Source organism: Nakamurella deserti (genome assembly GCF_003260015.1).
Taxonomy (GTDB): Bacteria; Actinomycetota; Actinomycetes; order Mycobacteriales; family Nakamurellaceae; genus Nakamurella; species Nakamurella deserti.
Window position 1 is genome coordinate 2,416,045 of sequence record NZ_QCXS01000002.1, and the last position, 16,375, is coordinate 2,432,419.

The window sequence follows — 16,375 nt, forward strand, 5'->3', positions numbered from 1 at the left end:
CGTGGGCCTCGGCCGGTTCCTCTCCTTCACCGACTTCTGGGATCTGCTCCCGCTCGTGACCCTGTCCCTGGCGGCGGCGGTGCTGATGGGCATCATGGCCGGCGTCGTCGGGCCGATGGTGCAGGCCCGGGACCTGGCCTTCGCCGTCCACGGCATCGCCGAACTGTCGTTCACCGGCGCGGCCGCGGCGCTGCTGCTGGGGGTCTCGGTGGTCGGCGGGTCGCTGGTCGGCTCGCTCATCGCCGCGATGACCTTCGGCCTGCTCGGGGTGCGCGCCCGTGAGCGGAACTCCGCGATCGGCGTCGTGATGGCGTTCGGGTTGGGTCTCGGCGTGCTGTTCGCCTCGCTGTACAGCGGGCGGACGGCGAACAAGTTCGGAGCCCTCGTCGGGCAGCCGAGCGCGGTCACCGGCGAGGCCCTCGGGGTGCTCGCCGTCGTCGCGGTGCTGGTCATCGGGGCCATGACGCTGCTGTGGCGGCCGCTGTTCTTCGGGTCCGTCGACCCGGACGTGGCGGTCGCCCGCGGCGTACGGATGGGATTGCTCGGACCGGCGTTCATGGTGGTGCTCGGGTTGACCGTGGCGATGGCGGTGCAGATCATCGGGGCGCTGCTGGTGCTGTCGCTGCTCATCACGCCGACCGCGGCGGCGTCCCGGGTCACGGCGTCCCCGCTCCGGGTGACGCTGCTGTCCGTCCTCTTCGCGACCACCTCCGCCGTCGGCGGCGTGCTGCTGGCGCTGTCGCCGGGACTGCCGATCAGCCCGTACGTCACGACCCTGTCGTTCCTCATCTACCTGGTGTGCCGGCTGATCGGCCGTCGCCGGACCCGGCGCGGCTGGGGTGCCCGGGCGCGCGTGGCCGTCCCGGCCTGAGAGACTGCTGTCCCTTCTCCTCGGTACCGGACGGCGGTCGACGATGGACATCCGCGTGGCCCGGCCGGACGACGCCGCGGCGATCCTGGAGATCCACAACGCCGCGGTGACCCGGTCGACGGCCATCTTCACCGACCGGCTGGAGACCCTGGCCGAACGGCAGGCCTACCTGGCCGACCACGCGGCCGCCGGGCACACGGTGCTGGTGGCCGAGGTGGACGACCGGGTCGTCGGGTACGCGAGCTTCGGGACCTGGCGGAAGAAGAACGGCTACCGGCTGACCGTGGACGACTCGGTCTACGTGCGCGACGGCCACCAGGGCGCCGGCATCGGGTCGGCCCTGCTGACCGCTCTCGTCGCGCGGGCGCGGGCGGCCGGCTTCCACGTGATGGTCGCCGACATCGAGGCCGGCAACGCCGGCTCGATCCGACTGCACGAGCGGCTGGGGTTCGAGGTCTGCGGCAGCGTGCGGCAGGTCGGCACCAAATACGGACGCTGGCTGGACATCACCATCATGCAGCTGCTGCTCGACCCCGGCCAGGACGCGCCCGCGGGCTGACGGCCGTGCCCGGCGGCGTCGCTCAGCCGACGGTGTAGTCCAGCCGGAACCGCTCGGTGTCGCCGTCGATCACGAGCGCCCCGCCACCGGTCATTCCGGCCAGCTCTCCGGTACCGCTGCCCGGCACGATGAGGAAGAACTCATTGCTCCGGGTCACCCCGTCCGTGGTCGCCGAGTGCGCCAGGTTGAGGGTGCCGCGACGCCCGTCGACGCTGCCCTCGAACGACTCCAGAGCCACGTAGGTGCCGGTGCCCGTCTCCTCGGAGAAGGCGTAACTGAACTGCGTCTCCGACCGCCCCTCGACCGCTCCGGTGAAGGTCTTCACCATGTGGGCGTGGCCGACCCCGAGGGCCGTGACGATCCCGGGGACGTGGTCGGTCGGGACGAACTGCGAGACGGTGAACGTGCCCTCGGCACTGGCGGTTGTCATGTCGTCGAACCCTAGGTCCGGGCACCGACAGTGCCCGGCGGGACCTGCGGTCGGACGCCCGCCGGTCAGCCGCTCCAGGCCGGCGGCGCGAGACCGGGCACGGGTCCGAAGCCACCGTGACCCTGAGCTGTCCGGTCGCCTCCGGGCCGACCGGACAGCAGCGCCCGGGTGACCTCCTGGGTGGCGTCCAGCATGTCGTCCAGCGCCGCGTCGAGGTCGGCGCCGTGCACCACGGCCGCCCCGGGTTCCCCGTCGGTGCGGGTGAGCGACTCCAGCACGGCCCGGCGCAGCAGCTCCTTCACGAACGACGCCGTCATCCCCCCGGTCCGCTCGACCACCCGGTCGACGTCGGCGTCGGACACACGCATCGGCACCCGTGCCCCGTACACCGCGAACAACCGGCGACGGGCGTCGGCGTCGGGCAGGCCGATCTCCACGGCGACGTCGACCCGGCCGGGCCGGGCGGCGAGGGCCGGCTCGAGCAGGTCCGCGCGGTTGGTGGTCAGCAGGAAGACGAGGTCCGCGTCGGCGGCGGCCCCGTCCATCACGTCGAGCAGCTCGAACAGCACCGGGCTGGGGCCGGGTCCGTATCCGCGGTCCTCGGCGACGAGGTCGACGTCCTCCAGCACCACCGCCGCCGGCTGCAGCGTCCGGGCCAACGGGGCCACCGACCCGATGAGGTGCAGGGACCGACCGGACAGCAGCAGCACCGTGTAGCCCGTCAGCCGACCGACGACATAGCGCACCGTGTGTGTCTTGCCGGTACCCGGCGGCCCGTACAGCAGCAGCCCCCGCTTCAGGTGCTGGCCGGCGGCCCGCATCCGGTCGCGCAGGCCCGCCATGTCGACGGTGTGCCGTTCCACGCGGCGCAGCACCGCTTCGGGGAGCACCACGTCCTCCCGTCGGGTCTCCGGTAGCGACACGAAGGCGATCGACAGCCCGCCCTGGTTGTCGGCCACGAGTTCCAGCACGTGTCCGCGGTACACGTTGAGCGCGGTCGCCAGCTCGACGAGCTCCTGCTGCACAGCCTGCGCCGCGGCCACCGACAGCCCCACCACCTCCAGGGTCAGGGTGGGTTGCTGGTGCGGCTCGGGTCCGCGGACCATCAGCACGTAGGGCCCGCGGCTGTCGGTGACGAGCAGCAGGCCGGTGCGCAGGCACGCGAGCGTGCTGCCGGGTCCGTTCGGCAGGTCGACGAGGTCGGGCGCGGACAGTCGCAGCGGCGGCAGACCCTCCCCGCTGAGCAGCTGGCTGAGGGTGACGCCGCCGTAGTGCGGCGGCAGAGCCAGCCCGTGCACCGCCACCGTGCGGCCCGGTGACGTCGTCCAGGCATCCAGTGCGGTCTGGACGTTGACCTGTTCGTACGGCGGGAGGTCGCGGGCGACGACCGAGGCGTGTCGACGCTCCTCGCCCAGGTGACCGACCAGCAACTCGGTGACCCGGCGGCCGACGCCGGGGTCGGCCGCCTGGTGCACCCACTCGAGGAAGGCGACGTAGCGACGGGCGAACGCGCGTGCGTCGTCCTCGGATGCGGTCATCTGCGGGCCCCCTCGATGCGCGATGGCGCTCACCGTACCGGTGACCGGTGACCGCTCACCTTCCAAGACCGGTCAGCCGGGTTCGGGGGTGCGGTGCCGGTCGACGGCGGCCTCCGCGGCGAGGGGCACCGCGGCGGGCACCGTCCCGGCGACCAGGTCGTAGCGCGCGCCGTAGGCCGCGACGACGGCGTCCGCGACGGCCTCCACCGGCGTGCCGGACACGGTGTCCTCGACGGCGCCGACGGTCTCCGGCCGCCAGCTCAGGCCCAGGTGGCGGTAGGCCGGCTCCAGGACGTCGCGGACGGCAGCCGCGTCGGTCACCACGATCATCGAGCTGAAGAGCCAGCCACCGGGAACCAGCCGCTGGGCGGTGCCGACGAGCTTGCGGCCGCCGCCGTCGTGCACGCTGAACTCACCGGGGCAGTACTCGCCCGGCACCTCGCCCACGCCGGCCGGCACGCCGAGCTGCCGCAGGGCACCGGCGAGGAGCTCCCCGAAGTCGGCGAACCGGGCCCGGATGTCGATGGCTCCGCGCGGCGCGGCCGACACGTGGTCCAGGCCGAGGCACCCCGGGTGGTAGGCCGTCGCCCGGCCGCCGGGGCCACGGCGCACCGCGGCGAAGCCGGCCGCCCGGACGGTGCGGACCGCCTCGCCGATCCCGGGTGTGAGGCAGTCACGGGCGCTGAAGGCCACCGTCGGCCGCGGCCGGTAGAGCCGCAGCGTGGCACCCTCGCCCCGTTCGGCGACCAGCCGCATCCACGCCGGCCCGAGGGCGATGTCACGCAACGGATCACGCGACACCGGATCGCGGACCAGGGTCAGCGGATCGGGTGTGGTCACCGCACGTCTGCGAAGTCGGTCCCCGACCGGTCCGGTCAGTCCTGCCGACGTCGGCGGGCGACCTCGGCGAGGACCACCCCGGCGGCGACGGAGGCGTTGAGGGACTCCACCGCACGGGCCATCGGGATCGAGATGGTGGCGTCGCAGGCGCTGATGGTGAGCCGGGCCAGTCCGCGGCCCTCTGAGCCGACGACGATCACCAGCGGGCCGGTGGCCAGTTCGAAGTCGTCGGTGGTGGTGGTGCCGTCGGCGTCCAGACCGACGATCATCGCGCCGGTGGCGGCGAAGTCCTTGAGGGTGCGCACCAGGTTGGTGCAGCGCGCCACCGGGATCCGGGCCGCGGTGCCCGCCGAGGTCCGCCAGGCCGACGCCGTCATACCGGCCGAGCGCCGCTCGGGCACCACGACCCCCTGGGCGCCGAACGCCGCCGCCGACCGGACGATGGCGCCCAGGTTGCGGGGGTCGGTGACGCCGTCCACGGCCACCAGCAGCAGCGGGGTGCCGGACGCGGCCGCCGCGGCCACGAGATCCTCCGGGTGGGCGTAGTCGTACGGCGGCACCTTCAGCGCGAGCCCCTGGTGGATGCCGTTGCCGGTCAACCGGTCCATCTCGCCGCGGCTGATCTCCAGCAGCGCGATACCGCGGTCGGCGGCCTCGTGCACCGCCTCGGTGACCCGCTCGTCGGCCGACAGCCCCTGCGCGACGTACAGCGCCGTCGCGGGCACCCCGGCCCGGAGCGCCTCCACCACCGGGTTGCGGCCGATGACGGTCTCCGGCAGTTCGCCCTTGCCGGTGCGGGCGGCGCGGCGGGTGCCGCCGCCGCGGGCCTCGGCCTTGGCGGCGCGGACGGCGCGCTTGGCCGCCGGGTGGTACGAGCGTTCCTCGGCCGGCGGCGTCGGGCCGCGGCCCTTCAGGCCACGACGGGCCTGGCCGCCGGAGCCGACGACCATGCCCTTCTTGCTGCCGGACTTGCGGACAGCGCCCTTGCGCTGCGAATTGCCTGCCATGTCAGTTCTTCCGTCGGTGCTGCGACTACGTGTGGGAGTGCGGGTCAGTGGCCGACGAGCGACCAGGTGGCGCCGTCACGGCTGTCCTGGACGACGAACCCGGCCGCCGCGAGCTGGTCGCGGATGCGGTCGGAGGTGGCGAAGTCCCTGACGGCGCGGGCCGCGGCGCGCTGCGCGAGCAGACCGTTGACCAGCGCGTCGGTCGCCGCCAGCAGCCCCTGGTCGGTGCCGCCGGCCGCCCACTGGGCGTCGAACGGGTCGGTGCCGAGGACGGCCAGCATCGACCGGACCGCCACCGCGTGCTGCAGCGCCGCCGCCCGGTCACCGGCCTCCAGCGCGGTGTTGCCCCGCCGGGTGTGCTCGTGCACCACCGCCAGCGCACGCGGCACGTGCAGGTCGTCGTCCATCGCGGTGACGAAGTCGGCCGGCAGCTCATCGAGCCCCACCTCGCCGACCCGGTCGGCGACCCGCCGCAGGAAGGCCTCGATGCGGTCGAACGAGGTGACCGAGTCGTCGAGGGCGTCCTGTGAGTACTCGATGGGCGACCGGTAGTGGGCGCTGATCAGATAGAAGCGCAACGCGATCGCCCGGGTGTGGGCGGTGATCGCCGGAACCGTCTCGGTGTTGCCGAGCGACTTGCTCATCTTCTCGCCGGCCAGGGTGACCCAGTGGTGGTGCATCCAGAAGTTGGCGAAGTCGTCACCGGCCCCGACGGACTGGGCCCGCTCGTTCTCGTGGTGGGGGAACACCAGGTCCAGCCCGCCACCGTGGATGTCGAACCGCGGACCCAGGTACGTGCGGGCCATCGCCGAGCACTCGATGTGCCAGCCCGGCCGGCCCGGGCCCCACGGTGAGTCCCAGAACGGCTCGCCCGGTTTGGCGGCCTTCCACAGTGTGAAGTCGGACGCGTCGCGCTTGCCCGTGGCCGCGGACTCCCCCTGGCTGAGTTCGTCGAGCTTCTGGCCGGAGAGCGCGCCGTAGCTGTCCAGCGTCCGGACGGCGAAGTAGACGTCGCCGTCGGCGGCGTAGGCGTGGCCGTCGGCGACCAGCTCGCCGATCATCGCGATCATCTGCGGGATGTGCCCGGTGGCCCGCGGCTCCACCGACGGCTTGCGGCACCCCAGGGTGTCGTACGCGTCGTTGAAGACCCGCTCGTACGTGGTGGCCCACTCCCACCACGGCCGGCCGGCGGCGGCGGCCTTGGTGAGGATCTTGTCGTCGATGTCGGTGACGTTGCGGACGTAGACGACGTTTAGCCCACGGTGCGTCAGCCACCGCGCCAGTACGTCGAAGACCAGGCTCGAGCGGGTGTGCCCGATGTGCGGGGCGCTCTGCACGGTGGCCCCGCACACGTACATCGAGACGGTGCCGGGGACGAGCGGCTCGAAGGTCCGCACCGACCGGGTCGCGGTGTCGTAGAGGGAAAGGGGCACGTGGGAACCTTACCGGCTCACCCCGTCGCCCCCGGGGGGTCGAGCATCGTCGGGCCGCTCAGCCGGCGCCCTTGACACGGGTGATCTCGGCGCGCACCTCGGCCCGGAACACCGGCACGTGGGAAGAACCGGTGGTGCCGGCGGCCGCGTGCAGTGCCCGCAGCTCGACGAGCACCTCCGGCGGCTCCCGCATCCCCGAGTCCACCGCGGCCCGGAGTCGGAAGAAGTCGCCCCAGAGCCGGTCGAGGGCGTCGTCGGCGGCGGCAGCTGCGGCGGTCACGGCGGTCCTCCCACGGGGACGGGGGCCGATGTGAACGGCCGGTTAATTGTGTCCGGATCGGTGGGCACTGCGTAACGACCGCCCGGGCGGATGCGACGCACTCCACGGCAGGGCCGAACGGACACCGCCCGCACCGCCCGATACGTGACCGTGCGTGACGGAAACCCGCTCCGACTTCACCCTGTGCAATTGATGTGTCCCGCGTTACAGTCAGTGCATCAGGTTGCCGGGTCGACCGCACGCCCCGGAGCCGAGACCGACGGTCCGTCGTCGACCACCGTGGTGCCTGCGGACGCTGCACCGGACTCCGTCACGGGCGCTCCGTCCGTCCCTGATCCTGCCGTTCCCACCACCCGCCCCTTCCACCCTTCACACCCCTCGGGGAGCGAGCCGGAGGCCTCCATGACCACCTCACCGTTCGTCGCACCACACCACCCGGCCGCCGGGAACCTGCAGCCGCATGACGCCGCGATCCCGGCCCGCCGGCCGCACCGTCCGTTCGTGCCGGCCCCGGTGCACACCGGCGTCGTCCGGCCGCCCGAGGTGGAATCGGACCAGCTCGTGGTCGCCGACGCCGTCCTCGAACTGCTCCGGACGGTCAACCAGAACGCCGTACGCCGGGCCTGAACCCGGCCGCACCCCGCCGGGGCGGGCCGATCGCCGCGACAGAGCCACTACCCTGACCCGGGTGTCGTCCCGCATCGTCCTGGCCACCGACGGATCCTGCCTGTCCAATCCCGGGGGGCCCGGCGGCTGGGCCTGGGTGGTGTCACCGACCTGCTGGGCGGCCGGCGGCAACCCGAGCACCACCAACCAGCGGATGGAGCTGCAGGCCGTCGGCGAGGCCGTCCGCGCCTTCCCGGCCGACCGCCCGCTGCACATCCAGAGCGACAGCCTCTACGCGATCAAGTGCCTCACCGAATGGCTGCCGGCCTGGAAACGCAACAACTGGGTCAACTCGGCCAAGAAGCCGGTCAGCAACCGCGATCTCATCGAGTACATCGCGTTCCTGATGACCGACCGCGACATCACCTTCGAGCACGTCCGCGGCCACCGCGGTCACGTCCTCAACGAGCTGGCCGACGTCAAGTGCGGTGCGGCCGCGGCCGCCACCCGTGACGGCTCCGCCGTGGACACCGGCCCGGCCGGCTGCATCGACCGGCTGCTCACCACCGTCTGACGGTCAGCCCGGGACGACCGGACCCGGCGCCCAGTGCAGCCGGGCGAAACCCAGCGCCTCCGCGAGGTCGAGTTCGCGTGCCGCCGGCGTCGCCTTGCGGGTACTGATCTCCACCACCACGGTGCCGTCGAAACCGGTGCGGGCCAACCGCTCCAGCAACTCGCCGCACGGCTGGCCACCGCGCCCCGGCACGAGATGCTCGTCCAGCGCGGAACCGGTGCCGTCGGTCAGGTGCAGGTGGGTCATCCGCTCCCCCATCCGGTCAGCCATCGTCAACGCGTCCACCCCGGCGGTCGCGGTGTGCGACAGATCGAGGGTGTACCAGGCGTGCCCGGTTCCGACGGACGGGTCCCAGTGCGGCCGGTACGTCGACACCTCCTGCCCCCGGACGCGGGCCGGGAACATGTTCTCCACGGCGATGCGGACGTCGGTGCGGGACTGCAGCTCCGCCACGATCGCGGAGAAGTCGGCACCGGCCTGGCGCTGCCAGACGAACGGCGGGTGCGTGACGACGACCGACGCGCCGAGCGTCTCGGCCAGGTCGACGGACCGCGCGAGCTTGGCGACCGGGTCGGTGCTCCACACCCGGCTGGTCATCAGCACACACGGCGAGTGCACCGAGATGACCGGCAGCTGGTAGGTCTGCATCAGCGCGTCCAGCTCGTCGGCGGACCGGCTCGTGGAGTCGGTCCAGACGAACACCTCGACGCCGTCGTAACCGAGCTCGGCGGCCCGCCGGAACGCCGTCGCCGTCGACTCCGGGTAGACCGATGCGGTGGACAGACCGATGGGGACCGTGCCGTTCACCCGTGCCACCCCCTGATCCACGCCCGGCTGCCCAGGCTAGCCGGAACGGGAGCGGGCCTCAGGTCTCGAACTTGTAGCCGAGCCCGCGGATGGTGAGCAGGTGCCGGGGGTTGGTCGGGTCCGGCTCGATCTTCGTCCGCAGCCGTTTCACGTGCACGTCGAGGGTCTTGGTGTCGCCGACGTAGTCCGCACCCCACACCCGGTCGATCAACTGGCCGCGGGTCAGTACCCGTCCCGAGTTGCGCAGCAGGTACTCCAGCAGGTCGAACTCCTTGAGCGGCAGCAGCACCTGCCGGCCGTCGACGGCGACCACGTGGCGTTCGACGTCCATCCGCACCGGGCCGGCCGCGAGGACCATCGACTCGGGCTCCTCGGCGTCGGTGCCTCGTCGCAGGACGGCACGGATGCGGGCGATCAGCTCCCGCGCGGAGTAGGGCTTGGTGACGTAGTCGTCGGCGCCGAGCTCCAGGCCGACCACCTTGTCGATCTCGCTGTCCCGGGCGGTGACCATGATGACCGGCACCGCGGACCGGGTCCGCAGCGAGCGGCACACCTCGGTGCCGCTCATCCCGGGGAGCATCAGGTCGAGCAGCACGATGTCGGCGCCGTTGCGGTCGAACTCGGTGAGGGCGTCCGGGCCGTTGGTCGCGGTGGCGGTGCTGAACCCCTCCTTGCGGAGCAGGAAGGCCAGCGGATCGGCCATCGACTCCTCGTCCTCGACGATCAGAACGCGGGTCATGAGCGGGTCGCCGGGCTCGAGCCGGTAAGGGGATCCACGCTGCTCGGTATAACAGCCGAAGGTGAACCCGAGGTGGACGACGGGCGAACGGGGTCGACGCCCACCGCGTCCAGCCCGGCCAGCGTGTGCGAGGTCGCCGGGCCGCGGTGGGTCGCGGGCAACCGGATGGTGAACGTCGAGCCGGTGCCGACCCGCGACCACAGCGTCACCTCGCCGCCGTGGTTGGCGGCGACGTGCTTGACGATGGCCAGTCCCAGGCCGGTCCCCCCGGTCTGGCGGGAGCGGGCCGGGTCGGCCCGGAAGAACCGCTCGAAGACGCGCTCCTGCTGCGAGGCGGGGATGCCGGCGCCGCGGTCGGTGACCGCGAGCTCGACGGTGTCGTCGCGGACCACCCGGTTGATCGTCACGGGGGTGCCGGCCGGTGAGTAGTGCACCGCGTTGTCGACCAGGTTGGTCAGCGCGGTGATCAGCAGGGTCCGGTCACCACGCACGAAGATGCCCGGGGTGCCGCCGACGCCGACGGTGATCCCGGCCGCGTCGGCGATCGTGGCGGTGCGGCTGATGACCTCGTCGATGACGCCGTCGAGCCCGACGAGGGTCTGCTCCAACGACTCGTCGCCGCCGCCCTGCAGCTTCGACAGCGAGATCAGTTCCGAGACCAGCATTCCCAGCCGGGTGGACTCCTTGGCGATCTTGCTGGTGAAGTGCCGCACCGTGTCCGGGTCGTCCGCACCGTCCAGCACGGCCTCGGCGAGCAGCGAGATGGCACCGATCGGGGTCTTCAGCTCGTGCGAGACGTTGGCCACGAAATCGCGCCGGACCGCCTCGGTGCGGACCGCCGCCGACTCGTCCGCACCGATCACCAGCACGGTGTCCTCGTCGATCCGGCGGACCTCGGCGTGGACCTGGCGGGGCGCGCCGCGACCGGTCTTCTCGGTCAGGTCGACGTCGACCGGCTCCCCGGAGATCAGCGTCCGCTCGGCCGCCTCCACGATCCGCGCGTCGGCGAAACCGGCTCGGACGACACCGAGTTCGGTGGCCCGGGCGTTGGCCAGCAGCACGTGCTGCTGGTGGTCCAGGATCGCGTAACCGCTCTTGGTGCCGGCCAGCACGGCGCGGGCCAGGGGGTCGCCGTCGCCCGTGCGGTCCCGTTCGTCCTCCTGGTTGCGACGCAGGACCAGGACGGCGGCGAGCCATCCGAGGAGGCCGGCGGCGACGGCGACGGCCACGACGGCGGCGGTGTTCATGCAGTCATCGTAGGAAGTTCCGCGGCACCGCCGCTGACATGCGGGTGGACGGGCCGCGCACGTCACGTGACGCCGCACCGAACAGCCGGCGACCGCCCGGCGAACGGCGACGCCCCCGCTCCCGGGGCGGGGAGCGGGGGCGTCGGGAGATCCGGCTCAGCGGCCCTGGTTGGCCACCGCGGCGATGGCGTCCTTGGCGGCCTCGGGATCGAGGTACTCGCCACCCGGGGTGAGGGGCTTGAGGTCGTCGTCGAGCTCGTAGCGCAACGGGATGCCGGTGGGGATGTTGAGCCCGGCGATGTCGGCGTCGCTGACCCCGTCCAGCAGCTTGACCACGGCGCGCAGCGAGTTGCCGTGCGCGGCGACCATCACCACCTTGCCGGCCTTCAGGTCGTCGGCGATCTCGCCGTACAGGTACGGCTGGAGCCGGTCCACCACATCGGCCAGGCACTCGGTCTTCGGGGCGGCGTCACCGAGGTCGGCGTACCGCGGGTCGCCGGCCTGGGAGTACTCGTTGCTGTCGCTGATGGCCGGCGGCGGGGTGTCGTACGAGCGGCGCCACAGCATGAACTGCTCCTCGCCGTAGGTCTGCAGGGTGGACTTCTTGTCCTTGCCCTGCAGGTCGCCGTAGTGCCGTTCGTTGAGCTTCCAGGACCGGCGGACCGGGATCCAGTGCCGGTCCGCGGCGTCCAGCGCCAGCTGGGCGGTCATGATCGCCCGGCGCAGCAGCGAGGTGTGCAGCACGTCGGGGAGCACCCCGGCGTCCTTGAGCAGCACCCCGGCGTGCTGGGCCTCGGCGGTGCCCTTCTCGGACAACGGCACGTCCACCCAACCGGTGAACAGGCCGAGATCGTTCCACGTGCTCTCGCCGTGGCGGACCAGGATCAGTGTCGACGTCATGGGAGGGAAGTCTGCCTCACGGCCCCGCGCCGAACCATTCGGGCACCGGCGTCAGGCGGGGGTGGGATCGTCCGCGCGCGGCGCGCTGACCGGCTGCTCGCGGTGCCGGCGGGCGGTCCGGCGCACCCACCACCCGAGCAGCGCGACGACCGCGACCAGCGGCAGGAACGGCAGCACCGCACCGACCACGACCCCGACGCCGGTGAGGAACGACTTCAGTCCTCTCCAGCCGTCGGCCAGCCCGCCGAGGAAGCCGCTGCGGTCCTCCTCCGCCGGGGCCACCGGCGCGGTCTCGGCGGCGGCCCGCACCGCGGTCAGCGTCATGCTGACGGTGCCCAGCGCCACCTGGTCGGCCAGCACCTGACGGCGACCCTCGAGGGAGTCGAGATCGGCCTCCCGGCGGGACAATTCGCCCTCGATGGCGATGATGTCGGCGACCACCGTGGCCTGCGCGAGCAGGGTGCGCATCCGGTCCACGCTGACCTTCATGCTGGCGATCCGGCTCTCGACGTCGGTGAACTCCTCGGTGACGTCCTGGGCGGCCTCGGTGCTCGACGTGACCTCGCCGAGCTTCTGCGCGCCGGTGCGGAACGCCTCGTAGTTCTCGGCCGGCACCCGCAGCACCAGCGAGGCGCTGTTGCCGGCCTGCTGCAGGTCGGCGACGAAGCCGCCCAGCGCGAGGAGTTGGGCCCGGGCGTTGTTGACCGCCTTGTCCAGCTCCTCCTGCTGCGTCTGCTCGAGCGTCTCGTCGGGGGTGTCGGCGGGGACGGTCAACCGGATCTGCAGGTCCGCGGTCCGGATGATCTGCCGGTTGTCCAGTGCCAGCGGGGCCGCGGCGGGGGCAGCGCCTTGGGCGTCCGCGGCATCCACCGCCGCACCGCCCGCGGATTCCGCAGCCGCCGCGCTCGCCGGCGCCGACGCCATGGCCTCGGTGGGGAACCCCGCCGCGGAGGACGTGGAGCCGGCCGCGTCCGAGGTGCCGCTGCAGGACGCCAGCAGCAGCACCGCCGCCCCGGCCGCGGCCACCACGTGCAGCCACCGTCGCCCCACCCGTGCCGTCGTACGTGTGTCTGTCATCGCCGTCCCCGTTCCGCCTCGACGCTGCTGATGCGCCACAGACGGCACCGCCACGGCCCGGGGTTGCGCCGTGGAGCGCAGCGACGGTTGCGATCCGGTAACGGCCGCCGGTTGCCGCGGGGCCCCGGAGGGTGGTCCGATGGAGGGATGGACCTGCTCACCGCACACCGCGCCGCGACCCGTCAGTTCGACAACCGCCTCCGGGTGATCCGCGACGCCCAGTGGGACAACGCCACCCCGTGCACCGACTGGGACGTCCGGCAGCTGGTGGCGCACGTCGTGGAGGGTCAGCGCCAGGCGGTGGCGCTGCTCACCGGTGAGCCGCCGGTCGCCGTCGGGGCCGACCTGCTGCCGGACTGGGAATCCGCGGCCGCGGCCGCGGCGGACGCCTGGAACGCGCCGGGTGCGCTGGACCGCACGGTGGCACTGCCGGTCGGGCCGATGCCGGCGGCGGCGTACCTGGAGCGGCGGGTCGTCGAGTTGACGGTTCACGCCTGGGATCTCGCCCGCGCGATCGGCGACGACGACGACGTGCCCAACGACCTGGCGGCGGTGGCGCTGGAGATCGTGCAGCGCCGCGAGGACGAGCTGACCGCGTCCGGTCGGTTCGGCACCTCGATGCTGACCGTGATGTGCGCCGACGACCTCACCGAGCTGCTCGCCCGGCTGGGGCGCGCCCGCTGGAAGAGCTTCACCCCGACGACGCTGGTGCGCTGAGGACGGTCACTCCCCCTGGCTGTCGAACATCCGGGGCACCGGGGCGGTCCAGCCGCGCCACAGGGCCAGACCGCGCAACAGCACGATGACCAGCGCCCCGGCCGCCTGCACCCCGATGTCGACCGGGCCGAACGCCGACGCCACCGCGACGATCGCGCAGCCGACCACGGCGGGCACGACGTAGAGCCGGGAATCCTTGCGCAGCACGGCCGGGGTGACGCCGGCGAGCACGTCGCGGATCAGGCCACCGCCGACCCCGGTGATGCAGCCGAGCAGCACCGACGCGAGCGGGTGCACGCCGTACTCGATGGCCTTGACCGTCGCGGTCGCGCAGAACACCCCCAGTCCGACCGCGTCGAACAGCTCCACGGCCCGGTGCATCCGGCGCACCTGCGGGTGCCAGCGGAACGTCAGCAGGGTGGCGACCAGCGGCAGCACCAGCCAGGACGGGTTGTTCAGTGCCGCGGGCGGCACCGCGCCGATCATCACGTCGCGGATGATGCCGCCGCCGATCGCGGTGACCGTGGCGAGCACCGCCATCCCGACGATGTCGAACTGCCGGCGCACCCCGAGCAGGGCTCCGGAGAGCGCGAACGCCAGGATGCCCACGAGGTTCAGCGCCGTCTCGACGCCGTGGGTGCTCAGCACCGGTCACCGCCCCGCCCGTCCACGCCGGTCAGTGCACCACAGCCGCGGGCCCCGGTGCGAGCGCCGGTCAGAGCCCGACCGCGCCCAGCACGAAGTCGTGGTCGAACTCGCCGGCCAGCACCGTGCGCAGCTCGGGATCGGTGGACGCGACGCACACCGGCAGCTCGTCGGGATCGGGCACCGCGAGCTGCACCGGGGCGTCGAGCAGCCCCCACGGCGGGATGGCGTTGGCCAGCGTGCCGGCCAGCCGCAGGTCGGCGTACTCCGGCTCGGTCCAGGCCTCGGAGGCGCGCTCCAGCGCCAATGGGCTGATCGCCACCCACAGGCCGTACTCGACGGTCAGGCCGCCGACGAGCCGCACCGGCAGCGTCGCGCGGATGAAGCCCTCGTGCTCGGTCTTGAGCAGCACGGAGTCCTCGGCGGTCTCGCCGGTCATCGCGATGCCCGGGGTGTACTCCCGGTCGGGCAGCGCGGCGATGCGGTCGGGCAGCACGAACCGCGGGTCCTGTCCGTGCGCGGCCGCCGACCGGCCGCAGAGGGCGCACGGCTCCCCCGGCTCGGCGCGCGTCCACGGCTCGCCCGGGGCTTCGCGTTCGGCGGTCTCCTGCGGCTGCAGGTCCACGATGTCGCCGAGCGAGGGGTCCGCGGTGAGGACCTCTCCGACGGGGGCCGTGACGACCTCGTGCGGACCGTGGTCGCCGGCGCCGCAGGAGAACATCCAGTCGGGCCCGTCCTCGGGGTCGAGCTCGTCGTACAGCCGAGACACCACCAGCACCGGCAGTTCACCTTCGCGGACGTGGGTACACACGAAGCCCTGCAGGGTGGGGTCGAGGGAGTCGGGCACGGCCGTCACGCGGTCACCTGTCGTCGGGCCGCCGACGCCCGGCGGGCACCGGTCAGCATCCAGCAGCGTAGCCAGCCGCGGGGACCCGGCCGGGTCAGTGCGGTGTCGCCCACCCGCCGGCGCCCGACTGCGGTGGGTCCCATTCCCACTGCCGCGAGGCACGGGTGTCGGCGCCCCAGCGGCGGGCGGCGGCGTAGAGGAGCAGGGCCAGGAGGAAGAACACGAGGATCGTCATGAATCGATGGTCGACCTCTCCAATGCCCACGTCCATCTGTTTGTTCTGCACGGTAACGCTAAGCTCAGCTGCATGATCGATCTGCGCCGACTGGAGATCCTGCGTGAACTCGCCCGCTGCGGCACGGTGGCCGCCACCGCGGCCGCGGTGCACCTGACGCCGTCCGCGGTCAGTCAGCAGCTGGCGTCGCTGTCCCGCGAGGTCGGCACCCCGATGATCGAGCCGGACGGGCGCCGGGTGCGGCTGACCGCCGCGGCCGAGCTGCTGCTGCGGCACGCGCACGAGATCTTCACCCACCTCGAGCACGCCGAGTCCGACCTCGCCCGGTTCCGCGACGGCGAGGCGGGAACCGTGCGGGTCGGCGCCTTCGCCACCGCCATCCGCGGGCTCGCCGCGCCGCTGCTGCGCCGGATCGAGACGAGCTCGGGACTGCGGGTGGAGATCATCCAGATCGACCCCGAGGACACCGTCGACGCGCTGCTCGCCCGGCGCGTCGACGTGGCGCTGACCCTGACCGCAGGCGCGTCGGTGGCGGGCGCCGAGGACGCCCGGCTGGAGCACTGGCACGTGGTGGACGACATCCTCGACGTGGTGCTGCCGCTGGACCATCCGCTGGCCGACCGGTCCGAGGTCGAGCTGGCCGACCTGGCCGGCGACGACTGGATCCTCGGGATGAGCGCGTCCGCGTGCCTGGTCATCGCCCAGGACGCCTGCGCGCGGGCCGGCTTCTCGCCCCGCACCCGCCACCAGGCCGAGGACTACACCGGCTTCGTCGCGCTGATCGCCGCCGGCGCCGCGGTCGGGCTGCTGCCCCGGCTCGCGCAGGGTCCGTTCCGGCACGAGCCGGTGGCCATCCTGCCGATCGCCGGGCCGCCGATCGCGCGCCGGATCGAGGTGCAGTACCGGGCCGGCACCGGCAACCAGCCGCACATCGCGCCGGTGCTCGCGGTGCTGCGCGAGGTGGCGGCGTCCGGGGTGGCCCCCCTCGACGATCTGCGGGCACTGCCGGTCCTGGTCTGACCG

General features: G+C 73.0%; 20 protein-coding genes. 6 read left to right on the forward strand and 14 right to left on the reverse strand.

The features are described from left to right. The first annotated feature begins 1 nt into the window (after position 1). Positions 2–871, forward strand: a complete 870-nt coding sequence (locus DB033_RS10990; protein WP_420814060.1) for a metal ABC transporter permease — start codon at positions 2–4, stop codon at positions 869–871. 43 nt (positions 872–914) lie between these two features. Next, positions 915–1,430: a GNAT family N-acetyltransferase gene (locus tag DB033_RS10995; RefSeq protein ID WP_111766704.1), complete on the forward strand. Its 516-nt coding sequence runs from the start codon at positions 915–917 to the stop codon at positions 1,428–1,430. Between the two features lie 22 nt (positions 1,431–1,452). Here the strand turns inward: DB033_RS10995 and DB033_RS11000 are convergent, their stop codons facing one another. From DB033_RS11000 to DB033_RS11025, 6 genes are all read right to left on the reverse strand, one after another. Further along, positions 1,453–1,860, reverse strand: coding sequence for a DUF3224 domain-containing protein (locus DB033_RS11000; protein ID WP_111766705.1), 408 nt, complete (start codon positions 1,858–1,860; stop codon positions 1,453–1,455). A 65-nt stretch (positions 1,861–1,925) separates the two neighbouring features. Beyond that, positions 1,926–3,398: an AAA family ATPase gene (locus DB033_RS11005; protein WP_111766706.1), complete on the reverse strand. Its 1,473-nt coding sequence runs from the start codon at positions 3,396–3,398 to the stop codon at positions 1,926–1,928. A gap of 72 nt (positions 3,399–3,470) precedes the next feature. Continuing rightward, the gene (locus DB033_RS20675) at positions 3,471–4,238 is read right to left on the reverse strand and encodes a lipoate--protein ligase family protein (RefSeq protein ID WP_157970629.1); all 768 of its coding nucleotides are present in this window, start codon (positions 4,236–4,238) and stop codon (positions 3,471–3,473) included. A 35-nt stretch (positions 4,239–4,273) separates the two neighbouring features. Then, positions 4,274–5,245, reverse strand: a complete 972-nt coding sequence (rlmB, locus tag DB033_RS11015) for a 23S rRNA (guanosine(2251)-2'-O)-methyltransferase RlmB (RefSeq protein WP_111766707.1) — start codon at positions 5,243–5,245, stop codon at positions 4,274–4,276. Positions 5,246–5,289: 44 nt separating this feature from the next. Then, positions 5,290–6,678 carry a cysteine--tRNA ligase gene (gene cysS, locus DB033_RS11020; protein ID WP_111766708.1) on the reverse strand — a complete coding sequence of 463 codons (1,389 nt, stop codon included), beginning with the start codon at positions 6,676–6,678 and terminating at the stop codon, positions 5,290–5,292. A 58-nt stretch (positions 6,679–6,736) separates the two neighbouring features. After that, entirely contained in the window at positions 6,737–6,958 is a 222-nt protein-coding gene (locus DB033_RS11025; RefSeq protein WP_111766709.1) for a hypothetical protein, read from the reverse strand. A 402-nt stretch (positions 6,959–7,360) separates the two neighbouring features. Between DB033_RS11025 and DB033_RS20680 the strand changes: the two genes are divergently transcribed. Then, complete coding sequence (locus tag DB033_RS20680; protein WP_157970630.1) at positions 7,361–7,585, forward strand: hypothetical protein; 225 nt, start codon at positions 7,361–7,363, stop codon at positions 7,583–7,585. Between the two features lie 61 nt (positions 7,586–7,646). After that, positions 7,647–8,138: a ribonuclease H family protein gene (locus DB033_RS11030; RefSeq protein WP_157970631.1), complete on the forward strand. Its 492-nt coding sequence runs from the start codon at positions 7,647–7,649 to the stop codon at positions 8,136–8,138. A 3-nt stretch (positions 8,139–8,141) separates the two neighbouring features. Here DB033_RS11030 and DB033_RS11035 read toward each other — a convergent pair whose 3' ends face one another. From DB033_RS11035 to DB033_RS11055, 5 genes are all read right to left on the reverse strand, one after another. Beyond that, positions 8,142–8,945: a sugar phosphate isomerase/epimerase family protein gene (locus DB033_RS11035; protein WP_111767423.1), complete on the reverse strand. Its 804-nt coding sequence runs from the start codon at positions 8,943–8,945 to the stop codon at positions 8,142–8,144. A gap of 58 nt (positions 8,946–9,003) precedes the next feature. After that, positions 9,004–9,684: a response regulator transcription factor gene (locus tag DB033_RS11040; RefSeq protein WP_111766711.1), complete on the reverse strand. Its 681-nt coding sequence runs from the start codon at positions 9,682–9,684 to the stop codon at positions 9,004–9,006. Further along, a complete protein-coding gene (locus DB033_RS11045; RefSeq protein ID WP_111766712.1) occupies positions 9,681–10,931 on the reverse strand; it encodes a sensor histidine kinase in 1,251 nt (416 codons plus the stop codon). Before DB033_RS11045 ends, DB033_RS11040 begins: the two co-directional genes overlap by 4 nt. 156 nt (positions 10,932–11,087) lie before the next feature. Then, a complete protein-coding gene (locus tag DB033_RS11050) occupies positions 11,088–11,831 on the reverse strand; it encodes a phosphoglyceromutase (RefSeq protein WP_111766713.1) in 744 nt (247 codons plus the stop codon). A 51-nt stretch (positions 11,832–11,882) separates the two neighbouring features. Then, positions 11,883–12,908 carry a DUF4349 domain-containing protein gene (locus DB033_RS11055; RefSeq protein ID WP_111766714.1) on the reverse strand — a complete coding sequence of 342 codons (1,026 nt, stop codon included), beginning with the start codon at positions 12,906–12,908 and terminating at the stop codon, positions 11,883–11,885. A 147-nt stretch (positions 12,909–13,055) separates the two neighbouring features. On the opposite strand from DB033_RS11055, the gene DB033_RS11060 reads away from it, so the two are divergent. Next, entirely contained in the window at positions 13,056–13,625 is a 570-nt protein-coding gene (locus DB033_RS11060) for a TIGR03086 family metal-binding protein (RefSeq protein ID WP_157970632.1), read from the forward strand. Between the two features lie 6 nt (positions 13,626–13,631). Here DB033_RS11060 and DB033_RS11065 read toward each other — a convergent pair whose 3' ends face one another. From DB033_RS11065 to DB033_RS20945, 3 genes are all read right to left on the reverse strand, one after another. After that, positions 13,632–14,273, reverse strand: a complete 642-nt coding sequence (locus DB033_RS11065) for a trimeric intracellular cation channel family protein (protein WP_111766716.1) — start codon at positions 14,271–14,273, stop codon at positions 13,632–13,634. Positions 14,274–14,340: 67 nt separating this feature from the next. Continuing rightward, positions 14,341–15,126: a DUF2199 domain-containing protein gene (locus DB033_RS11070; protein WP_111766717.1), complete on the reverse strand. Its 786-nt coding sequence runs from the start codon at positions 15,124–15,126 to the stop codon at positions 14,341–14,343. A gap of 85 nt (positions 15,127–15,211) precedes the next feature. Next, positions 15,212–15,352 (reverse strand): hypothetical protein, encoded by a 141-nt coding sequence (locus DB033_RS20945; RefSeq protein ID WP_170315516.1) that lies wholly within the window; start codon positions 15,350–15,352, stop codon positions 15,212–15,214. A 72-nt stretch (positions 15,353–15,424) separates the two neighbouring features. Here DB033_RS20945 and DB033_RS20950 point away from each other — a divergent pair, with 72 nt between their 5' ends. Beyond that, the gene (locus tag DB033_RS20950; RefSeq protein WP_170315517.1) at positions 15,425–16,372 is read left to right on the forward strand and encodes a LysR family transcriptional regulator; all 948 of its coding nucleotides are present in this window, start codon (positions 15,425–15,427) and stop codon (positions 16,370–16,372) included. Positions 16,373–16,375: the final 3 nt, after the last annotated feature.